At 65.1% G+C, this 16796-nt stretch carries 14 protein-coding genes and 2 tRNA genes; 6 read left to right on the forward strand and 10 right to left on the reverse strand.

The features are described 5' to 3' along the window. Window positions 1-13 precede the first annotated feature (13 nt). Window positions 14-736, forward strand: a complete 723-nt coding sequence (gene hisA / locus ACP150_RS06320) for a 1-(5-phosphoribosyl)-5-[(5-phosphoribosylamino)methylideneamino]imidazole-4-carboxamide isomerase (RefSeq protein WP_424965715.1) — start codon at window positions 14-16, stop codon at window positions 734-736. A 78-nt stretch (window positions 737-814) separates the two neighbouring features. On the opposite strand, the gene ACP150_RS06325 is transcribed toward hisA, so the two are convergent. Continuing rightward, window positions 815-1936, reverse strand: a complete 1122-nt coding sequence (locus ACP150_RS06325) for a THUMP domain-containing class I SAM-dependent RNA methyltransferase (protein ID WP_424965716.1) — start codon at window positions 1934-1936, stop codon at window positions 815-817. Between the two features lie 102 nt (window positions 1937-2038). Between ACP150_RS06325 and hisF the strand changes: the two genes are divergently transcribed. Beyond that, on the forward strand, window positions 2039-2800 hold the full coding sequence (gene hisF / locus ACP150_RS06330; protein ID WP_424965717.1) for an imidazole glycerol phosphate synthase subunit HisF: 762 nt from the start codon (window positions 2039-2041) through the stop codon (window positions 2798-2800). Next, the gene (locus ACP150_RS06335; protein ID WP_424965718.1) at window positions 2797-3105 is read left to right on the forward strand and encodes a phosphoribosyl-ATP diphosphatase; all 309 of its coding nucleotides are present in this window, start codon (window positions 2797-2799) and stop codon (window positions 3103-3105) included. The genes hisF and ACP150_RS06335 overlap by 4 nt, the downstream gene beginning before the upstream one ends. Window positions 3106-3180: 75 nt before the next feature. Here ACP150_RS06335 and ACP150_RS06340 read toward each other — a convergent pair whose 3' ends face one another. The 4 genes from ACP150_RS06340 to rlmB form a co-directional block, all read right to left on the reverse strand. Then, on the reverse strand, window positions 3181-3654 hold the full coding sequence (locus ACP150_RS06340; protein ID WP_424965719.1) for a CoA-binding protein: 474 nt from the start codon (window positions 3652-3654) through the stop codon (window positions 3181-3183). 295 nt (window positions 3655-3949) lie between these two features. Further along, complete coding sequence (locus ACP150_RS06345) at window positions 3950-4405, reverse strand: YHS domain-containing (seleno)protein (RefSeq protein WP_424965720.1); 456 nt, start codon at window positions 4403-4405, stop codon at window positions 3950-3952. Window positions 4406-4493: 88 nt separating this feature from the next. Then, a complete protein-coding gene (locus ACP150_RS06350; RefSeq protein ID WP_424965721.1) occupies window positions 4494-4847 on the reverse strand; it encodes a hypothetical protein in 354 nt (117 codons plus the stop codon). Between the two features lie 67 nt (window positions 4848-4914). After that, the gene (gene rlmB, locus ACP150_RS06355; RefSeq protein WP_424965722.1) at window positions 4915-5709 is read right to left on the reverse strand and encodes a 23S rRNA (guanosine(2251)-2'-O)-methyltransferase RlmB; all 795 of its coding nucleotides are present in this window, start codon (window positions 5707-5709) and stop codon (window positions 4915-4917) included. Between the two features lie 162 nt (window positions 5710-5871). Here rlmB and ACP150_RS06360 point away from each other — a divergent pair. Further along, a tRNA-Tyr gene (locus ACP150_RS06360) sits at window positions 5872-5955 on the forward strand. 185 nt (window positions 5956-6140) lie between these two features. After that, window positions 6141-9344 (forward strand): reductive dehalogenase, encoded by a 3204-nt coding sequence (locus ACP150_RS06365; protein WP_424965723.1) that lies wholly within the window; start codon window positions 6141-6143, stop codon window positions 9342-9344. 7 nt (window positions 9345-9351) lie between these two features. Here the strand turns inward: ACP150_RS06365 and ACP150_RS06370 are convergent, their stop codons facing one another. Then, window positions 9352-9765: a hypothetical protein gene (locus ACP150_RS06370; protein WP_424965724.1), complete on the reverse strand. Its 414-nt coding sequence runs from the start codon at window positions 9763-9765 to the stop codon at window positions 9352-9354. Window positions 9766-9877: 112 nt separating this feature from the next. Between ACP150_RS06370 and ACP150_RS06375 the strand changes: the two genes are divergently transcribed. Next, window positions 9878-10903, forward strand: coding sequence for a hypothetical protein (locus tag ACP150_RS06375; RefSeq protein ID WP_424965725.1), 1026 nt, complete (start codon window positions 9878-9880; stop codon window positions 10901-10903). A 63-nt stretch (window positions 10904-10966) separates the two neighbouring features. On the opposite strand, the gene ACP150_RS06380 is transcribed toward ACP150_RS06375, so the two are convergent. From ACP150_RS06380 to ACP150_RS06395, 4 genes are all read right to left on the reverse strand, one after another. Next, window positions 10967-11041 (reverse strand) — tRNA-Gly (locus ACP150_RS06380). Window positions 11042-11227: 186 nt separating this feature from the next. Then, window positions 11228-12742 (reverse strand): DUF1254 domain-containing protein, encoded by a 1515-nt coding sequence (locus ACP150_RS06385; protein ID WP_424965726.1) that lies wholly within the window; start codon window positions 12740-12742, stop codon window positions 11228-11230. 146 nt (window positions 12743-12888) lie between these two features. Next, window positions 12889-13305 (reverse strand): VOC family protein, encoded by a 417-nt coding sequence (locus tag ACP150_RS06390; RefSeq protein WP_424965727.1) that lies wholly within the window; start codon window positions 13303-13305, stop codon window positions 12889-12891. Continuing rightward, complete coding sequence (locus tag ACP150_RS06395) at window positions 13305-16742, reverse strand: pyruvate carboxylase (protein ID WP_424965728.1); 3438 nt, start codon at window positions 16740-16742, stop codon at window positions 13305-13307. Before ACP150_RS06395 ends, ACP150_RS06390 begins: the two co-directional genes overlap by 1 nt. Window positions 16743-16796 lie beyond the last annotated feature (54 nt).

The following is a 16796-nucleotide window of genomic DNA, read 5'->3' on the forward strand; positions in this document are numbered from 1 at the left end:
CGGAGCCCGCGCTATGATCCTCTACCCCGCAATCGACCTCAAGGATGGCCAGGCCGTGCGGCTCTACAAGGGCGATATGGACAAGGCGACCGTGTTTCATGACAGCCCTGCCGAACAAGCAAAGGCGTTTCAGGAGGCGGGCTGCGAGTGGCTCCATCTGGTCGATCTGAACGGCGCCTTTGCCGGCACCCCGGTCAACGGGGCGGCGGTGGAGGCGATCCTGGCGGCGACCTCGGTGCCGGCGCAGCTGGGCGGTGGGATTCGCGACATGGCGACGATCGAGATGTGGCTGACACGGGGGATTGCCCGGGTCATTCTCGGCACCGTGGCGGTTGAAGATCCCGATCTGGTGCGCGCCGCGGCCAAGGCTTTTCCGGGCAAGGTGGCCGTGGGGCTCGACGCGCGCAACGGGCGCGTAGCGACACGGGGCTGGGCCGAAGAGACCGACCTGATGGTCACGGATCTGGCGAAATCCTTCGAAGATGCGGGGGTTGCGGCGATCATCTATACGGATATCGACCGGGACGGCGCCATGCAGGGCCCGAATGTGACGGCGACGGCCGCGCTCGCCCATGCGACCTCGATCCCGGTGATCGCGTCGGGCGGAGTGTCCTCGCTGGAAGATTTGCGCGCGCTGAAGGCAACGGGCGCGCCGCTGAACGGGGCAATCTCGGGCCGTGCGCTTTATGATGGGGCGATCGATCTGGCGGAGGCCCTGGCGGTTCTGAAAGCCTGAGCGAGGGGGTGGATGGCGTCTGTCGCGGGGGCCAGCCCCCGCACCCCCGGAGTATTTCGGGAACAATGAGAGGCAATCTCAGGGCAGGGGATCGGTGTGCCAGAGCGTGACCTTGAGCCCGCCCAGTGACACGGCGGGGCCTGAGGGCAGGAAGGGCAGGCCTGTCGCCTTGGCCAGCCCGCCATCGGAGGTGATGACCCCGACCCGCCAGCCGGAAAACCCCGTTGCAAGCATTTTCCCGAGACTTCCATAGAGGCCAAAGAGCAGCTTGCGATTGCCGATCCGCGCCCCATAGGGCGGGTTTACAAGCACGAGCCCCGGTCCCGGCACGGGCGGGATCAGATCGGAGATCGGTTGCCGTTCGAACCGGGTAACGGCGCTCAGCCCGGCGCGTTCGGCATTGCCGCGCGCGCCCCGGATTGCCCCGTCATCCCGGTCGAAGCCAAAGGCCAGCGGGGCTGTGCCGGGCGCGTCTGCCGCGCGGCGCGTGCGCTGCGCGGCCACGGCCTCTGGCACAGCGGAGGCCAGGTTTTCGAAGGCGAAAGACCGATCGCGCCCGGGGGCGAGACCGAGGGCACTCTCGGCGGCTTCCAGTACGAAGGTTCCCGAGCCGCACATCGGGTCGACGAGGGGCTCTGTCCCGGTATAGCCCATCTGGCGCAGAAAGAGCGCGGCAAGCGTTTCGCGCATGGGCGCTTTTCCGACAAACTCCTTATGTCCGCGCCGGTGCAGTGGGGCGCCGGAGGTATCCAGGCTGATCTGCACCAGATCGTCTTCGATCCGCACCAGCAGGCGCAGGGCGTCCTCTCCCTTGCCCTCGGGCGCGCCGAGGGTCTCGGTGATGGCCCGCATCACCCGCTGGGCCGCCGCGCGGTCGTGATAGATCTTGGAGCGGCGGCAGGTCGCCTCGACCCGCACAGGCACGTCCGGCCGCAGCACCTCGGCCCAGGGGAATTTGCGCGCGCGCTTGTCGAGCTGCGCCAGATGGAAGGCGCGGAAGCTGCCGAGCCGCACCAGCACCCTTGCCGCGCCCCGCAGGTGCAGGTTCGCGCGCCAGATGTCGGGCCAGTCGCCCGTGGTTTCCACCCCGCCGGGCACGGCGCGCGGGGCGGCAAAGCCCAACTCCGCCGCTTCGGCGGCGAGTATGGGTTCCAGCCCCGGTGGGGCCGCGAGAAAAATGTCGAAAGGCGGTGTCGTCATGGGGCGGGCTTACCCCGGATCGCCGTCCGGCGCGAGGGCCAAGACTTGTTCCGGGGGGCTTGGGCGGCTAAGAGGCCCTGTGCCCATCGCAGGACCGTGCCCATGCTGAAAACCCGTGTCATTCCCTGTCTCGACGTGGCCGATGGCCGGGTCGTCAAAGGTGTGAATTTCGTCGACCTCATCGATGCCGGAGATCCGGTCGAGAGCGCCAAGGCCTATGACGCGGCCGGGGCGGATGAGCTGTGCTTTCTCGACATCCACGCGACCCATGAGAACCGGGGTACGATGTATGATCTGGCCACGCGCACGGCAGAGCAGTGTTTCATGCCGCTGACCATCGGCGGGGGCGTGCGGACGAGCGAGGATGTGCGCAACCTCCTGCTGGCAGGCGCGGACAAGGTCTCGTTCAACTCTGCCGCTGTGGCGGATCCGGACGTGATCGCGCGGGCGGCGGACAAGTTCGGCAGCCAGTGCATTGTCTGCGCCATCGATGCGAAAACCGTTTCCCCGGGCAAATGGGAGATCTTTACCCATGGCGGGCGCAAACCCACGGGGATCGATGCGGTCGCATTCGCCAAGACCGTGGTGGCCAAGGGGGCCGGAGAGATCCTGCTGACCTCCATGGACCGGGATGGCACGAAGCAGGGGTTCAACCTGCCGCTCACCCGGGCGATTTCCGATGCGGTCTCGGTTCCGGTCATCGCCTCGGGCGGGGTTGGCACGCTGGATCACCTTGTGGACGGGGTGACGGAAGGCGGCGCAAGCGCCGTGTTGGCCGCGTCGATCTTCCACTTCGGGGAGTACACCATCCGCGAAGCGAAGGAGCATATGGCGGAGGCGGGCATCCCCGTGCGCCTGTCATGAGCGTGCTGCATGAGCTCGAAGCGGTGATCGCGGCACGCAAGGGGGCCGATCCGGACAGTTCCTGGACGGCCAAACTTCTGTCCAAGGGGCCAGAGAGATGCGCCGAGAAATTCGGCGAGGAGGCGATCGAGGCCATCATCGCCGTGGCCAAGGATGACCGTGAGAACCTGACCTACGAGGCGGCCGATGTGCTCTATCACCTGCTGGTCATGCTGGCGGCACGGGATGTGGCGCTGGAGGATGTTCTGGCGGAGCTGGCGCGACGGCAGGGGATGTCCGGGCTGGCGGAGAAGGCGTCGCGCTGAGCGGCCCGTTCAGGACGGGGTCCGGACCGGGCCTTCGGCGAGGATATTGGCAGACTTAAGAAAGCCGCGCGCGGGTCAGAGCTTGGAGCTGATGACGCCGGTGGCAAACCCGCCCATGCGCAGCTCGCCATAGAGCCGTTGGTATTCAATCTTGGGGCAGCGGTTCTGGATCACGGTCAGGCCGGCGGCTTCGGCCTTGGCGGCGGCCTCCGGATGGGTGACGCCGATTTGCATCCAGACCGTTCGCAAGCTCGGCAGTTCGGCCATGGCTGCGTCGACGATCGCGGGCACATGTTCCGGGCGGCGAAAGATATCGACCATGTCCACGGGCTCTTCGATCTCCGACAGATCCGCTCGGATGGTCTCGCCCAGCAATGTCTTGCCCGCATGGACCGGATTGACCGGGATCACCCGCTTGCCGCGCAGCCCGAGATAGCGCGCCACGTAATAGGACGGACGCACCGGGTTCATGGACACGCCCACGCAGGCCACGACCCGGGTTCGGGTCAGGATTTCGCGCAGCAGGTCGTCGCTTGGATCTTGGCTCATAGGGCCAGCCTAGCGCCCGGTGAGAGAGGCGGAAAGATCTCTTTGCCCGCGCGCCTCTCTCGGTTGATGCACGGGGGTGCCAAAAAAAACGCCCGTGCCGAAACGGCCGGGCGTGTAGTAACGGAACGAGGGACAGTGAAGTGAAGCGCAGGAGTTCCGAGCCCGGCTTCTATGAATGTTACGTAGGGGCCATAATCCGGATTGAAAGGAGGAGATCACGATTCTGTGATCTCCTGTCAGATCCCCGTCAGTGCCGCGCGGATATTGGCCGATACGCCCGGCCAGAAGGCTGGTGTCAGCCCAGGACCTTGGGCCAGTTGCCATTGGCCCGGGTGATATTGCCGGGGATGTCCTTTTCCCAGCGGCGCTGCACCCGTCTGGAGAAGTTCATGTAGAGCTTGCCATCGACGATCTTCCAGGCATCCGGATCCGTGGAGGCGGTATAGCCCTCGGCAACGGCCCAGGCGCAGTAGCCGCCATATTGCGGGGCATAGGCGTCGGGGGTCGCGGCAAAGGCTGCGCGATGGGCCTCGGAGGCGAAGCGCCATTCCGCGCCGTTCCAAGTGTGGGTGAAGGCGGCATCGCCGCGCACGGGTTTGCCGTCGTTGAAATAGGCCACGGGGTCATAGCCGCGAATGGCCAGACCGCGCTTGCTATAGATGGCCGGTTCGGCGGCGAGGGCCGGGGCGGCGAAGGGGGCAGCCGCGGTAAGAGCGCCGGTGCCGATCAGGAAGGTGCGACGTGAAATCATGGGGTATCTCCTCAAGCGTTGGTCTGCTCAGGAGGTGGCCTTCGATGCGAAAACCAGCAAGAGAAGTGACACGCTTGTGAGGCAGATGTCAGTCGAAGATGTCCTCGATCAGGTCGACCGCCTCGCCCAAAGCCTTTTTCCACAAAGGTTTTTTGCGTTTCTTCTTTCGGTATCCGCCATGGGCCGCGCGCGATGCGGCGCCGCGCGAGACGGGTCCTGTTTCAGGTCCGTGCACGCCGGGGATATAGCCGGTCTCCTTGCGGCGCTTGCCTTTGCCCTTGGGTTTCTTGCCCGGCTCGGTCGGGGTCTTGAGCCATTTCATCTCATGCAATGGCGCGCCACAGGACCCGCAGGCAAGCTCATGCCCGTCCCGGGCCGAGGGCACCAGCATGGTGCGCGCAGAGCAATAGGAACAGGTGGCGACTTTGGTGTGCTCGTGCATGGAAAACCTCTCTGCCCCCTAGATAGGCGCGGGGTGGTGGCTTGTCATCTGCGCCGCGCGGCTTTGCCTAACCCTTGGGGGTTCGGCAGGCATAAAGCGCGACAGCCGCCGCGTTCGAGACATTGAGCGAGCCGAAGGCGCGGGCGAAGGGGATCTTCACCAGCATGTCGCAGGTGGCCTTGGTCTTGTCGCGCAGGCCGGGCCCTTCGGCCCCCATGACCAGCGCGATAGGGCGGTCGCGGCGGGGCTCGAGCGCGGTATCGAGGCTCTCATCCGCCTCGCCATCGAGCCCGAGCAGGGTGAAGCCCATGGCGCGCAGCTCCTCCATCGTATCGGCAAGGTTTCGGACCCGCAGATAGGGCTGGCGCTCCAGTGCGCCCGAGGCGGTCTTGGCCAGCGCGCCGGTTTCCGGCGCCGCAGAGCGGGCGGTGGCAATGACGGCGGCCGCGCCGAACACCTCGGCAGAGCGTAGGACCGCGCCCACATTATGGGGATCCGTCACCCGGTCGAGCAGCACGACGAGGGGCGGCATCTCCGTGGGGCCACCGAGGCAAACCTCGGCCACAGGGCCCCAGCTCAGGGGTTTGACCTCGAGTGCGGCGCCCTGATGCACGGATCCGGGGTCGAGCGGCACCGGAAATTTTCGCGGATCGGCGATCTCGGGCTCCATCCCCGAGGCGGCGATGGCATCGGCGAGCTTGTCGGCGGCGTTCCGCGTCACGACCAGCCGCACCCGGTTGCGCGCCGGGTTCTGCAGGGCATCGCGCACCGCATGCAGCCCGAAGAGCCACAATGTCTGCGCCGCTGCGGCCCGTTTGGCGCGTTCCTTGTCGATCACCCATGTGGGCTTCTTGCCAGCCATGGCATGTCCTTTCGCGCGGCTCAGGGCGCGGGGATAGCCGAGGGGCCACGCCCGGTCAATGTTGCGCCGGGCAAGCGCCGCACAGGTCGATGATTTTCCCGCCTCCGCCCTCAAGTTTTGCGGTTGACGCCCCAGTCCCGCGCGCGTAATCACGCACCCGTTGGGCGACAGGCCGCAAGGTGTGGCAGGGGACTGTAACTCCCTCGCGGAGACGCACGCCTGGTTCGATTCCAGGGTCGCCCACCACTTTCCTCGTTACCTCAGACATGGTGCCAACCCGAGCCCGTGCGATTGTGATCCCGCCCTTTGCGCGTCGGGCGGATTATCCCTTGCGGTGTGTTCGGGGCCGCTTAGCATATCCCCATCCGAGACTGACGCCGGGGAGGGGCCGTGATGTCGAAGACGAGGCTGCCCGCAGGCCGGGGTCGCAGGTGAGCATCCGGTTCTTCTCGGACGCGACGCGGCCTGTGCATATGGGCCCCTATCCGCTGGAACGGCTGGCCCGGGGTGCGATGCCCGATCTCGCGCAGGTGCCCGAGGATCGCCCACTCAGCTTCGCGCGTCCCGAGGCGCCGAGCTCCATCGTCAATGCCATGGGCGAGTACCAGGCCATGATGGACGCGATCCGGGACGGGCTCGTGAACAAGGCACGCGCGGAGTGTCCGAGCGATCCGGTGGCACGGGCCAACCACCTCAAAGCCTTTGGCTATTTCTCCGATGCCGCCATGGTTGCGGCCTGCGCTCTGCCGTCTGAGGCGCTGCTTGAGGCCCCGCGCCGGAACCCGGATATCGACCGGCTCGCCAATGAACTGCGCACGCGCCAGACCAAGACGCTGGCCTCGGGCATCGACATGATCATGGCCGATCTCAAGGAGAGCATGGAGGCGCCGCCCTCCACCATCGTGGATCACACCCATGCCATGGTGTTTCTCTACGAGATGCCCCGGGATCCGCGTCCGGGCGAGCCGGGGACAGCGTGGATCGCTGATGCACAGGCCCATCGTGCCTGCCTGCGCGCTTCCGAGACGGCGGTGGTGCTGGCCAATTACATCCGGCTGCTGGGCTGGGATGCCAAGGCGCATACGGCGACCTCGACGGATGTCTCGCTCAACCGGCTCACTGTGGCGGCGGGGCTGGCGACGGTCGAGGACGGCGCACTGACCAACCCTTATCTCGGGACCCGGTTCGGCGTGGCGGTTCTGACCACGACGATGGAGCTTGCGGTGGATGCGCCGCTCGCGCCCGCACAGCCCTGGTTGCGGACCAAGGGACCGGCCTGGTGGCTGGGCACGGCCTCCGCCAAGTCGGCCCTGAACAGGGACCCATTCAAGGCGCGCGATTTCCGCGACGGCCCGCACCCGTTCGAGACGCTCAAACGGGTCGAAAACCCGACCACCTATATCGATGCGCCCAATGTGGCGCGGGTGCCGAAACGCACGGATATGTTCGCGCGCGCCCAGTTCGGCGATATGGGCAAACCCCTGCAAGAGGGGGCCAAGGGGGGCTATTACGCGCGCAAGGCCGCGCCTTCTATGGCGCAGCGGCGGATGCTCGGGGCCTTTGTCCTCCTGCAGGATGGCGCGTCCGAGACGGAGCGCGCCGTCCCTGAGCCGCAGACCCATGCGGAGGCGATCAAGGCGGCGAGCTATTTCCTTGGCGTGGACGCCGTGGGGATCAGCGCTTGCCCGGATTGGACCTGGTATTCCCACGATGCGCGCGGCGAAGAGATCGAGCCGCCCCATGACCAAGCCATCAGCATGATCATCGATCAGGGCTACGAGACCATGGAGGGTGCGTCCGGCGATGACTGGATCTCGGTGGCGCAATCCATGCGGGCCTATCTGCGGTTTTCGCTGCTCGGCGGGGTCATCGCCAAGCAGATCCGCAACCTGGGCTATTCGGCCAAGGCCCATACGGTGCTTGATGGCGAGGTGCTGCAGCCGCCCTTGTTGCTCCTGTCCGGGCTGGGCGAGGTGAGCCGGATTGGCGAGGTGATCCTGAACCCGTTCCTCGGGCCACGCCTGAAATCGGGGGTGGTGACCACGGATCTGCCGCTGGCCCATGACAAGCCGATTGATTTCGGACTGCAGAGCTTCTGCGAGACCTGCAACAAATGTGCCCGCGAATGCCCCTCGGGGGCGATCACCGCCGGGCCGAAACTGATGTTTAACGGCTACGAGATCTGGAAATCCGACAGCCAGAAATGCGCCAGCTACCGGATCACGACCCTGGGCGGGGCCATGTGCGGGCGCTGCATGAAGACCTGTCCGTGGAACCTCGAAGGGCTGTTCGCCGAGAAGCCCTTCCGCTGGGCGGCGATGAACATTCCCAAGGCCGCGCCGCTGCTGGCCCGGCTGGATGATGCTGCGGGCAATGGCGGGCTCAATCCGGTCAAGAAATGGTGGTGGGATCTGGAGCTCTATGAGGATGGCGGCTACCGGCCCACGCGGCACCCGGTGAATGCGCGGGATCTGCAGCGGGATCTCGACCTGCGTTACGAGGATCAGACCCTCGCGGTCTACCCGGCCCCGCTTGCGCCGCATCCTTATCCATACCCGTTCCCCATGGATCGCGAGGCCGGGATCGAGGCCTATCAGGCGATGATCACCGCCGAAGAGTATCGCGACCGGCTGGCAAAGGGCGATGAGGGCGTGATCCACCGGCGCGCCGAGGCTGGCGAGAGCCCGGTCTTGCAGGTCGTGGTGACCAAGGCCGAGGCGATGACGCCGGAGGTGACGAAATACGAGTTCCGACTGCCCTCGGGCGGGGACCTGCCGGAATGGACGGCGGGGGCGCATCTGGACATCGTGGTGGCCCCGGAATTCCTGCGCCAGTATTCCATGTCCGGCGATCCGGGGGATCGGTCGAAATACCAGATTGGCGTGCTGCGCGAAGAGGGCGGGCGCGGCGGATCCAAGCTCATGCACCGGATCTTTGCCGAGGGGCGGCAGTTGTTTATTTCGCGACCTATCAACCATTTCCCCCTGACCGAGGATGCGCCTATGTCCTATCTCATGGGCGGCGGCATCGGGGTGACACCGATGATCGCCATGGCACACCGGCTCCACGCGCTGGGACGGGATTTTGCGTTGCACTATTCGGTTCGCAGCCGGGCGGCGGCCGGGTTTCTCGCGGATCTCGCGGCGATGCCCTGGGCCGATAAGCTGCATCTGCATATCTCGGAAGAGGGCACGCGCGCCGATCTCGATGCGCTGTTTGCGGGCCACCCGGAGGGCGCGCATGTCTATACATGCGGGCCGGAGCGGTACATGAGCGCCGTCATGGAGGCCGCCGCGCGACAGGGCGTGCCCGAGGAGGCGCAGCATCTGGAGTTTTTCTCGGTGCCCGAGACGCCCGACTACGAGAACCACCCTTTCACCCTGCGCCTCGTGCGCTCCGGGCGCGAATTCGAGATCCCCGCAGACAAGACCGCGACGGATGTCCTCACCGAGGCGGGGATCAAGATCGATGTGAAATGCTCGGACGGGATCTGCGGGGTCTGCAAATGCGGGCTGGTTTCCGGCGCTGTGGAGCATCGGGACTTCGTGCTGTCCAAGGCGCAGCGCGAGAGCGCGGTGATCCTGTGCCAGTCCCGCGCCGCCGAAAAGGACGGGGTGATCGAGATCGACCTTTGAGACGTACCTATTGCAGCTCGATTTCGCTGCGCTCGAAGCTTGCTGTCTGCGAGGAGCCGTCCTCGAAGGTCACGGTCACCTCGACGCTGGTCAGTGTGTCCAGCGGGAAGGCCACATAGGGCAGGTGGCTGTCGAGCTTGAAGGCATTGGGTGCAGGCGTGCCCTCATAACAGGGTTCCATGAACTTGAAGAGCTGCTCGGCATTGCCATTCACCCGGAAGGCAATCTGTTGCACGCCGCAGCGCCAGCTCTCGATCTGGGTGAAATACAGCAGGTCCTGACCATTGAACTTGCGCACCGCGACCCAGCTCGACTGGGTGGCCATGAGGATCGGCTTGACCTCCTCGGCGGTGGTGAAACCGGTGGCCATGGCTGGTGTCGCTGCCAGCAGGCCAAGACAGAGCATCAGGGGACGCGGCATAGGGCACTCCGAAATCTCTGGACGGGAACGGGTTGTCCCGCCGCATGAACCCGGCATACTGCAAAAAACCGGGCAGGCCCAGAGATGACCGACTTCCTTCGAACTCCCGCGCATGGATGCGCCTGATGCCTTGCCCGTAGCGGAGGGCGAAGCGCCGGGGCGAGACGTGCTGGCCGTGCTGCAGGGCGGGCGTCTGGCCTATGAGGCGTTGATCTTTGCGGCCTCGTTTCGGGCGGCGAACCCGGAATATGACGGGCGTCTGATCTTCGCCGAGCCGCAGCCCGGGCCGCTCTGGGGCGACACCGATCCGACGGCGCCTTCCGAGATCCGCCAGTTTCTGGGGACGGAATACGGGGCCGAGATCCGGCCCTTCGCCTCCGAGGCCTTCGGTGCGCGCTATCCCCATGGCAACAAGATCGAGGCGCTCAAGGTGCTCGACCGCGACCGGCCTTTCGTGTTCTTCGACACCGACACACTGTTTCTCGGCCCGCTCTCGGAGGTGCCCTTTGACGACGCCTATCCCGGGGCGTCCATGCGGCGGACCGGGACATGGCCGGTGATTGAGCTCTACGGGCCGGGCTATACCCAGACATGGAAGGCGCTCTATGACCGGTTCGGGCTGGATTTCGACAGCTCCCTCGATCTGAGCCATCCGGATGAGTATTGGGAGCGTTACCTCTATTTCAACGCTGGCTGGTTCTTTGGCGGCTGTCCGCTGGCCTTCCATCGCCGCTATCTCGAGATTGCGCGCAGCATCTGGGATGACCCGCCGCCCGAGCTGATCTGTCAGCCGCTGGAGCCGTGGCTCGACCAGATCGCGCTGCCCTTGGTTCTTCACGGGCTCGGCGGTGGGCGGGACGCGGTGCCGCCCGGATTGCTCGACGGGCGGATCACCTGCCACTACCGGCTTCTGCCTTTGCTCTATGCGCGAGAGGCGGATGCGGTGGTCGAGGTGCTGGAAAGGGTAACGGCCCCGAACCGGATCAAGAAGCTGCTCAAGGGGTCCGAGGCCGCCAAGCGGATGATCTATCAGGGCAAGGGGGCCAAGGCGCGCGCGCTCTTTGATCGGGCGGCTTTGCCCCCCAAGGAGCAGACCATCCGCAACACCTTGAAACGCAACAAGCTCTGGCTGCGCTAGCGCGCAACACCGCGTCCCCCGGGGTGGGGTAAATTCAATCATGTCTGGTCGGAGGACTTCAACTGGAGCGGGCGAGGCGATTCGAACGCCCGACCCTAACCTTGGCAAGGTTATGCTCTACCCCTGAGCTACGCCCGCATCAGTTGAGTGACGCTGATGTATCCAGCGGCCCCCTTGGCTGCAAGTGAAAAAAGCATGGATTTGCGATTTTTTGCTGCGCCCGCCGGTCGCAGGTCGGCCGGATCCAAGCGGCGGCGATTCGCACCGCTTGGACGCGCCGCCACAGGGAACGGGCGACGCGTCGGCGCTCTGTTCGCGGGGCCGCTAGGGGAGGAGCGTGATCTCTCCCGGGCGCCAAGTCTGGTCGAACCAGGGCTCGAGCGGTCCATAGAGCCGCATGATCGTGTTCCACCCTTTTCCCTGCACGGTCTGGAGCCAGTTGCTCTCGAATCCTTCCGGCGCCACGGGGCCGAAATAGATGTCTGTCGAGCCATCCGCATTCTGCACCAGCCCGGCATCATTGCTGCCCAGGGCGGGAAACTGCTTGTCCGTCTGAAGCATCGAGCGGGTCTGGTTGTCATAGAGCGTGAAGGACCAGAAATCCTTGGCAGGCGGATCGGCGGGCACCGTGAGCTTGTAGGTTTTGCCACCGTCGAGCGCGTTGCCCTCCGCATCCCGGTAGGTGAAGGCGTATTGCGATCCCTTGCCCACCACTTTCAACGCCATGGCCGGCGTGACGCCCGTAGCATAGAAGTGAAAGGCACTGCGGAAATCCTGCAAAGTGGCCCCGTCCAGCACCCAGGTATAGGCCCCGCCGGGAAAGGCCGTCTGCCAATAGCTCTCGCCCGGATACCAGTAGACGCGCGGGTCACGCGGCTTGGAGACCAGCGTCTTGACTGTCACGGCACCGGCGGCTGCCGCGCGTTTCAGAATGGCCTGCATCCTGTCATCGGGCGCAAAGGGATGACCCTTCTGAATGCCGATTGCCGCCAGATGACCCAAAAGCTCCGGCTCTTCGCCCTGGAGGGGTTCGGATTGCACCACGGTGTTGATCTCGTCGTACATCCGCTCGTCCATCACATGGATCGTGTTGAACTCTTGGCCCGAGACGTTCACGAAGGTCATCTCCGGCGGCGCGTCCGCTGCCGAGAGGGGGTACATCCGGAACCTGTCCTGGGTGGCTTGCACCGCCTCCGCCGTAGAGCCGTCCTTGAGATAGCCCCGCCAGAGCACCCAGTGACCATAGGTGTCCGATGGCACGACATCGGTGTAGCCTTCGGTGGGCACCGGGCCCTCATATCCCGGGGGAAGTATCAGGAACTTCCCGCCTTTCCCCTCATCCGGGCCGAGATTGCCGAAATCCATGACGTATTTGAACCAGGCATTGTTCAGAAACCCGAGCACGTTGGGCGGCGTATCGATCACCATCGGCTCGTCGCCCAACTGGAGCCACGCGGTCTGATAGACGCTGGTCGTGTTCGGCGTCAGGAACAGCGCCTTGGAATCCATCAGATCCGCAAACTGCAAGACGGTGGTGTTGGCCGGTCCAAAGGCCTCGATCCCGCGCCGCATGGCGTCCATCGAGGCGATCTTCACACCGTCCAGATAGGCTTGGTACGCATGGGTGAAGTCGAGCAGATTGTAGATTTTGTCTGCGGTCTCGGCGTCCGGCACCCCGTCAAAGAAGTTGAGAGCGCCCAGCTGCGTCTCGATATTGTCGGGGGTGGTGATCCCGTCCGGGATCGTGGTGCTCATGGCCATCTGCGGCGGGTCCTGCGCGAGCGCGACGCCCCCCATGACCAGCCCGATGGATACAACTCCTGGTGCTAATTTTGACATGCTTGTCCTCCCCCTCGTTGCGGGAAGCCTACGCAGGAGTCGTGTGCAGAGCAAATCTGTGCCGGGTTGCATCCGGTGGGCGTCGGGACGTTTCGCCATCGGGATGGCGCCGCAGCCTTGTAAGAAGGGGGCGCCAGACCCGCGTGTCAGGCTTGCGTGCCGCTGCGGCCTTCGGGATCGGCATATTGGATCAGGTCCCAGCGATTGCCCCAGGGGTCGGCAAACACGGCGACCGTGCCGTAGGGTTCGTCGCGAGGCGGGCTCTCGAACGGGACGCCTGCGGCGCTCAGCCGTGCGAAATCCGCGCCGAAATCTTCGGTCTCGAGAAACAGCCAGACGCGCCCGCCACCCTGCTGTCCGATAACGGCCACCTGGCTGGGTGTGGCGGCGCGCGCCAGCAGAAATTCGGTCTCTGCCCCGGGCGGGGCGACGCGCACCCAGCGCTTGGTGTCCGACAGGCGCGTATCCTCGCGCAACTCGAAACCCAGCGTCTGGGTGAAAAAGGCGATCGCCCGGTCGTAGTCATCCACGACCAGGCTGAGGGCGGCGAGCCTGCGCGGCATCAGCTGAGCTCGATCAGCAGGTCCTTGGCGTCGATCTGTGCCGCCGGGCTCACATGCACTGCGGCGACCACCGCGTCGCGTTCCGCATGAATGCCGGTTTCCATCTTCATGGCTTCGATGGTCAGCAGAAGATCACCCTCCTTGACCTTGGCCCCCGGCTGCACTGCGACCGAGGCCACGACACCGGGCATGGGTGCCCCGATATGGTTCGGGTTGCCCAGCTCGGCCTTGGGCATCTTCGCGACCGTGGCCGCTGCCTTGCGGTTCGGCACCCGCACGACGCGGGGCTGGCCGTTCAGCTCGAAGAAGACCTTCACCTCGCCATCCTCATTGGTCTCGGAGGCGGTCTGCATCCGGATCTCGAGGGTTTTGCCCGGATCGATTTCGGCCTCGATCTCGTCACCGGGCTGCATCCCATAAAAGAACGTGCGCGTGGGCAGGGTCCGAACCGGGCCATACTCGCTGTGGCGGGCCATGTAATCGGTGTAGACCTTGGGATACATCAGGTAGCCGTTGAGATCCTCGTCATCCGCAGTGGTGCCGGTCTGGGCTTCCAGGTCCTTGCGCGTCGCCTCGAGATCCACGGGCGGGAGGTGCTTGCCCGGGCGTGCTGTGCTCGGCTTCTCACCCTTGAGGATCTTGGACATGATCTTTTCCGGGAAGCCGCCCGCAGGCTGGCCGAGATTGCCGCGCATCATATCGACGACCGAATCCGGGAAGGCCAAGTCGCGGTTGGGGTCTTCGACATCCGCGCGGCTCAGGCCCTGGCTCACCATCAGGAGCGCCATGTCGCCCACGACCTTGGAGGAGGGCGTCACCTTCACGATGTCACCGAACATCTGGTTCACATCCGCATAGGTCTGGGCGACCTCGTGCCAACGCTCCTCAAGCCCGAGGGACCGGGCCTGCGCCTTGAGGTTGGTGAACTGGCCACCGGGCATCTCGTGCAGATACACCTCCGAGGAGGGGGCCTGCTGGCCGGTCTCGAAGGCGGCATATTCCTCGCGCACCGCTTCCCAGTAATCCGAGATCTCGCGCACAGCCTTGATGTCGAGCCCGGTGTCGCGATCCGTGTGACGCAGGGATTCCACGACCGTGCCGAGGGTCGCCTGGCTGGTATTGCCCGATAGCGCATCCATGGCGCAATCCACCGCATCCACGCCGGATTCTGCCGCCGCGACGATCGTCGCGCAGGCGATGCCGGCGGTATCGTGGGTGTGGAAGTGGATCGGCAGGCCGACCTCTTCTTTCAGGGCCTTGATCAGGATCCGGGCCGAGGCCGGTTTCAGCAGGCCCGCCATATCCTTCAGGCCGAGCACATGGGCGCCCGCGGCCTTCAGCTCCAGCCCCATATCCACATAGTATTTGAGGTCATACTTCGCCCGCTCGGGGTTCAGGATGTCGCCTGTATAGCAGACCGTCCCTTCGCAGACCTTGCCACTCTCGAGCACCGCATCCATGGCGACGCGCATGTTCTCGACCCAGTTCAGGCTGTCAAAGACGCGGAACACGTCGACACCCGAGGCGGCGGCCTGGCGGGTGAATTCCTGCACCACGTTGTCGGGGTAGTTGGTGTAGCCGACCCCGTTCGAGCCGCGCAGCAGCATCTGCGTCATCACATTGGGCAGACCGGCACGGATGTCGCGCAGGCGCTGCCAGGGGCATTCCTGCAAGAAGCGGTAGGCCACATCGAAGGTCGCCCCGCCCCAGCATTCAACCGAAAAGAGTTGCGGCAGGTTCGCGGCATAGCTGGGCGCGACCCGGATCATGTCGATGGACCGCATCCGCGTGGCCAGCAGAGACTGGTGCCCATCGCGCATGGTGGTGTCGGTGATCAGCAGCTGCTTCTGCTCCGACATCCAATCCGCAACCGCCTGGGGGCCTTTTTCCTCCAGCAGGGTGCGCGTGCCCGGCGCCGGTGCGGCCTTGGGGGCAGGGGCCTTGAGCGCGCGGGGCGTGGCGGGCGGCATGGCGCGGCCTTCGGTCTCGGGATGTCCGTTGACCGAGATATCCGCGATATAGCGCAGGATCCGCGTGGCGCGGTCGCGCCGCTTGGGGAACTCAAAAAGCTCCGCCGTCTCGTCGATGAATTTCGTGGTGTACTGGTTGTTCAGGAAGGTCGGGTGCTTAAGCAGGTTCTCGACAAAGGCGATATTCGTGCTGACACCGCGGATCCGGAACTCGCGCAGGGCACGGTCCATCCGCGCAATCGCGGCCTCGGGGGTCGGGGCCCAGGCGGTGACCTTTTCCAGCAGGCTGTCATAGTAGCGGGTGATGACCGCGCCGGAATAGGCCGTGCCGCCATCAAGGCGGATGCCCATGCCCGTGGCCCCGCGATAGGCGGTGATGCGGCCATAATCGGGGATGAAGTTGTTCTGCGGATCCTCGGTCGTGACCCGGCACTGGATCGCGTGACCGCTCAGGGGCACATCGTACTGGCTTGCCACGCCGGTGGCCTCGATCAGGGACTTGCCCTCGGCGATCAGGATCTGGGCGCGCACGATGTCGATGCCGGTGATCTCTTCGGTCACCGTATGCTCGACCTGAACGCGGGGGTTCACCTCGATGAAGTAGAAAGACCCGGTGTCCATATCCATCAGGAATTCGACCGTGCCCGCGCATTCGTAGTTCACATGGGCGCAGATCTTGCGACCGAGCTCGCAAATCTGCTCGCGCTGAGCGGAGGAAAGATAGGGCGCGGGCGCGCGCTCCACGACCTTCTGGTTGCGGCGCTGGACCGAGCAGTCCCGCTCCCACAGGTGATAGATATTGCCCATCGTGTCGCCGAGGATCTGAACCTCCACATGGCGGGCGCGGGTGATCATCTTCTCGAGATAGCCTTCGCCATTGCCAAAGGCGGCTTCGGCTTCGCGGCGGCCTTCCCGGACCTTCTCGGCGACCTCATCGGCGCCGAAGATCGGGCGCATGCCGCGACCGCCGCCGCCCCAGGACGCCTTGAGCATCAGGGGATAGCCGATGGTTTCCGCCTCGGCTTTGATCGCCTCCATATCATCACCGAGCACCTCGGTCGCGGGGATGACCGGCACGCCAGCGGCAATCGCCACCTTGCGCGCCGACGCCTTGTCACCAAGGGCGCGCATGGTTTCGGCCTTGGGCCCGATGAAGGTGATGCCGTTGGCTGCACAGGCATCCACGAAATCCGGGTTCTCAGACAGCAGGCCATAGCCCGGGTGGATCGCATCCGCACCGCAGAGCTTGGCGACCCGGATGATTTCGTCGATGCTCAGATAGGCGGCCACGGGGCCCATCCCCTCGCCGATCTTATAGGCCTCATCCGCCTTGAAACGGTGCAGGCTGAGCTTGTCTTCCTCCGCGTAGACCGCAACCGTCTTCTTGCCGAGCTCGTTGGCGGCCCGCATCACCCGGATGGCAATTTCGCCGCGATTGGCAATCAGGATCTTTTTGAAGTCAGTCATCGGGTCCTCATTGGTAAACTTTATTGTCCATGTACGGCAAACCGTTCCAAACCG

Source organism: Dinoroseobacter sp. S375 (assembly GCF_049800775.1).
In the GTDB taxonomy this organism is placed as follows: Bacteria; Pseudomonadota; Alphaproteobacteria; order Rhodobacterales; family Rhodobacteraceae; genus Dinoroseobacter.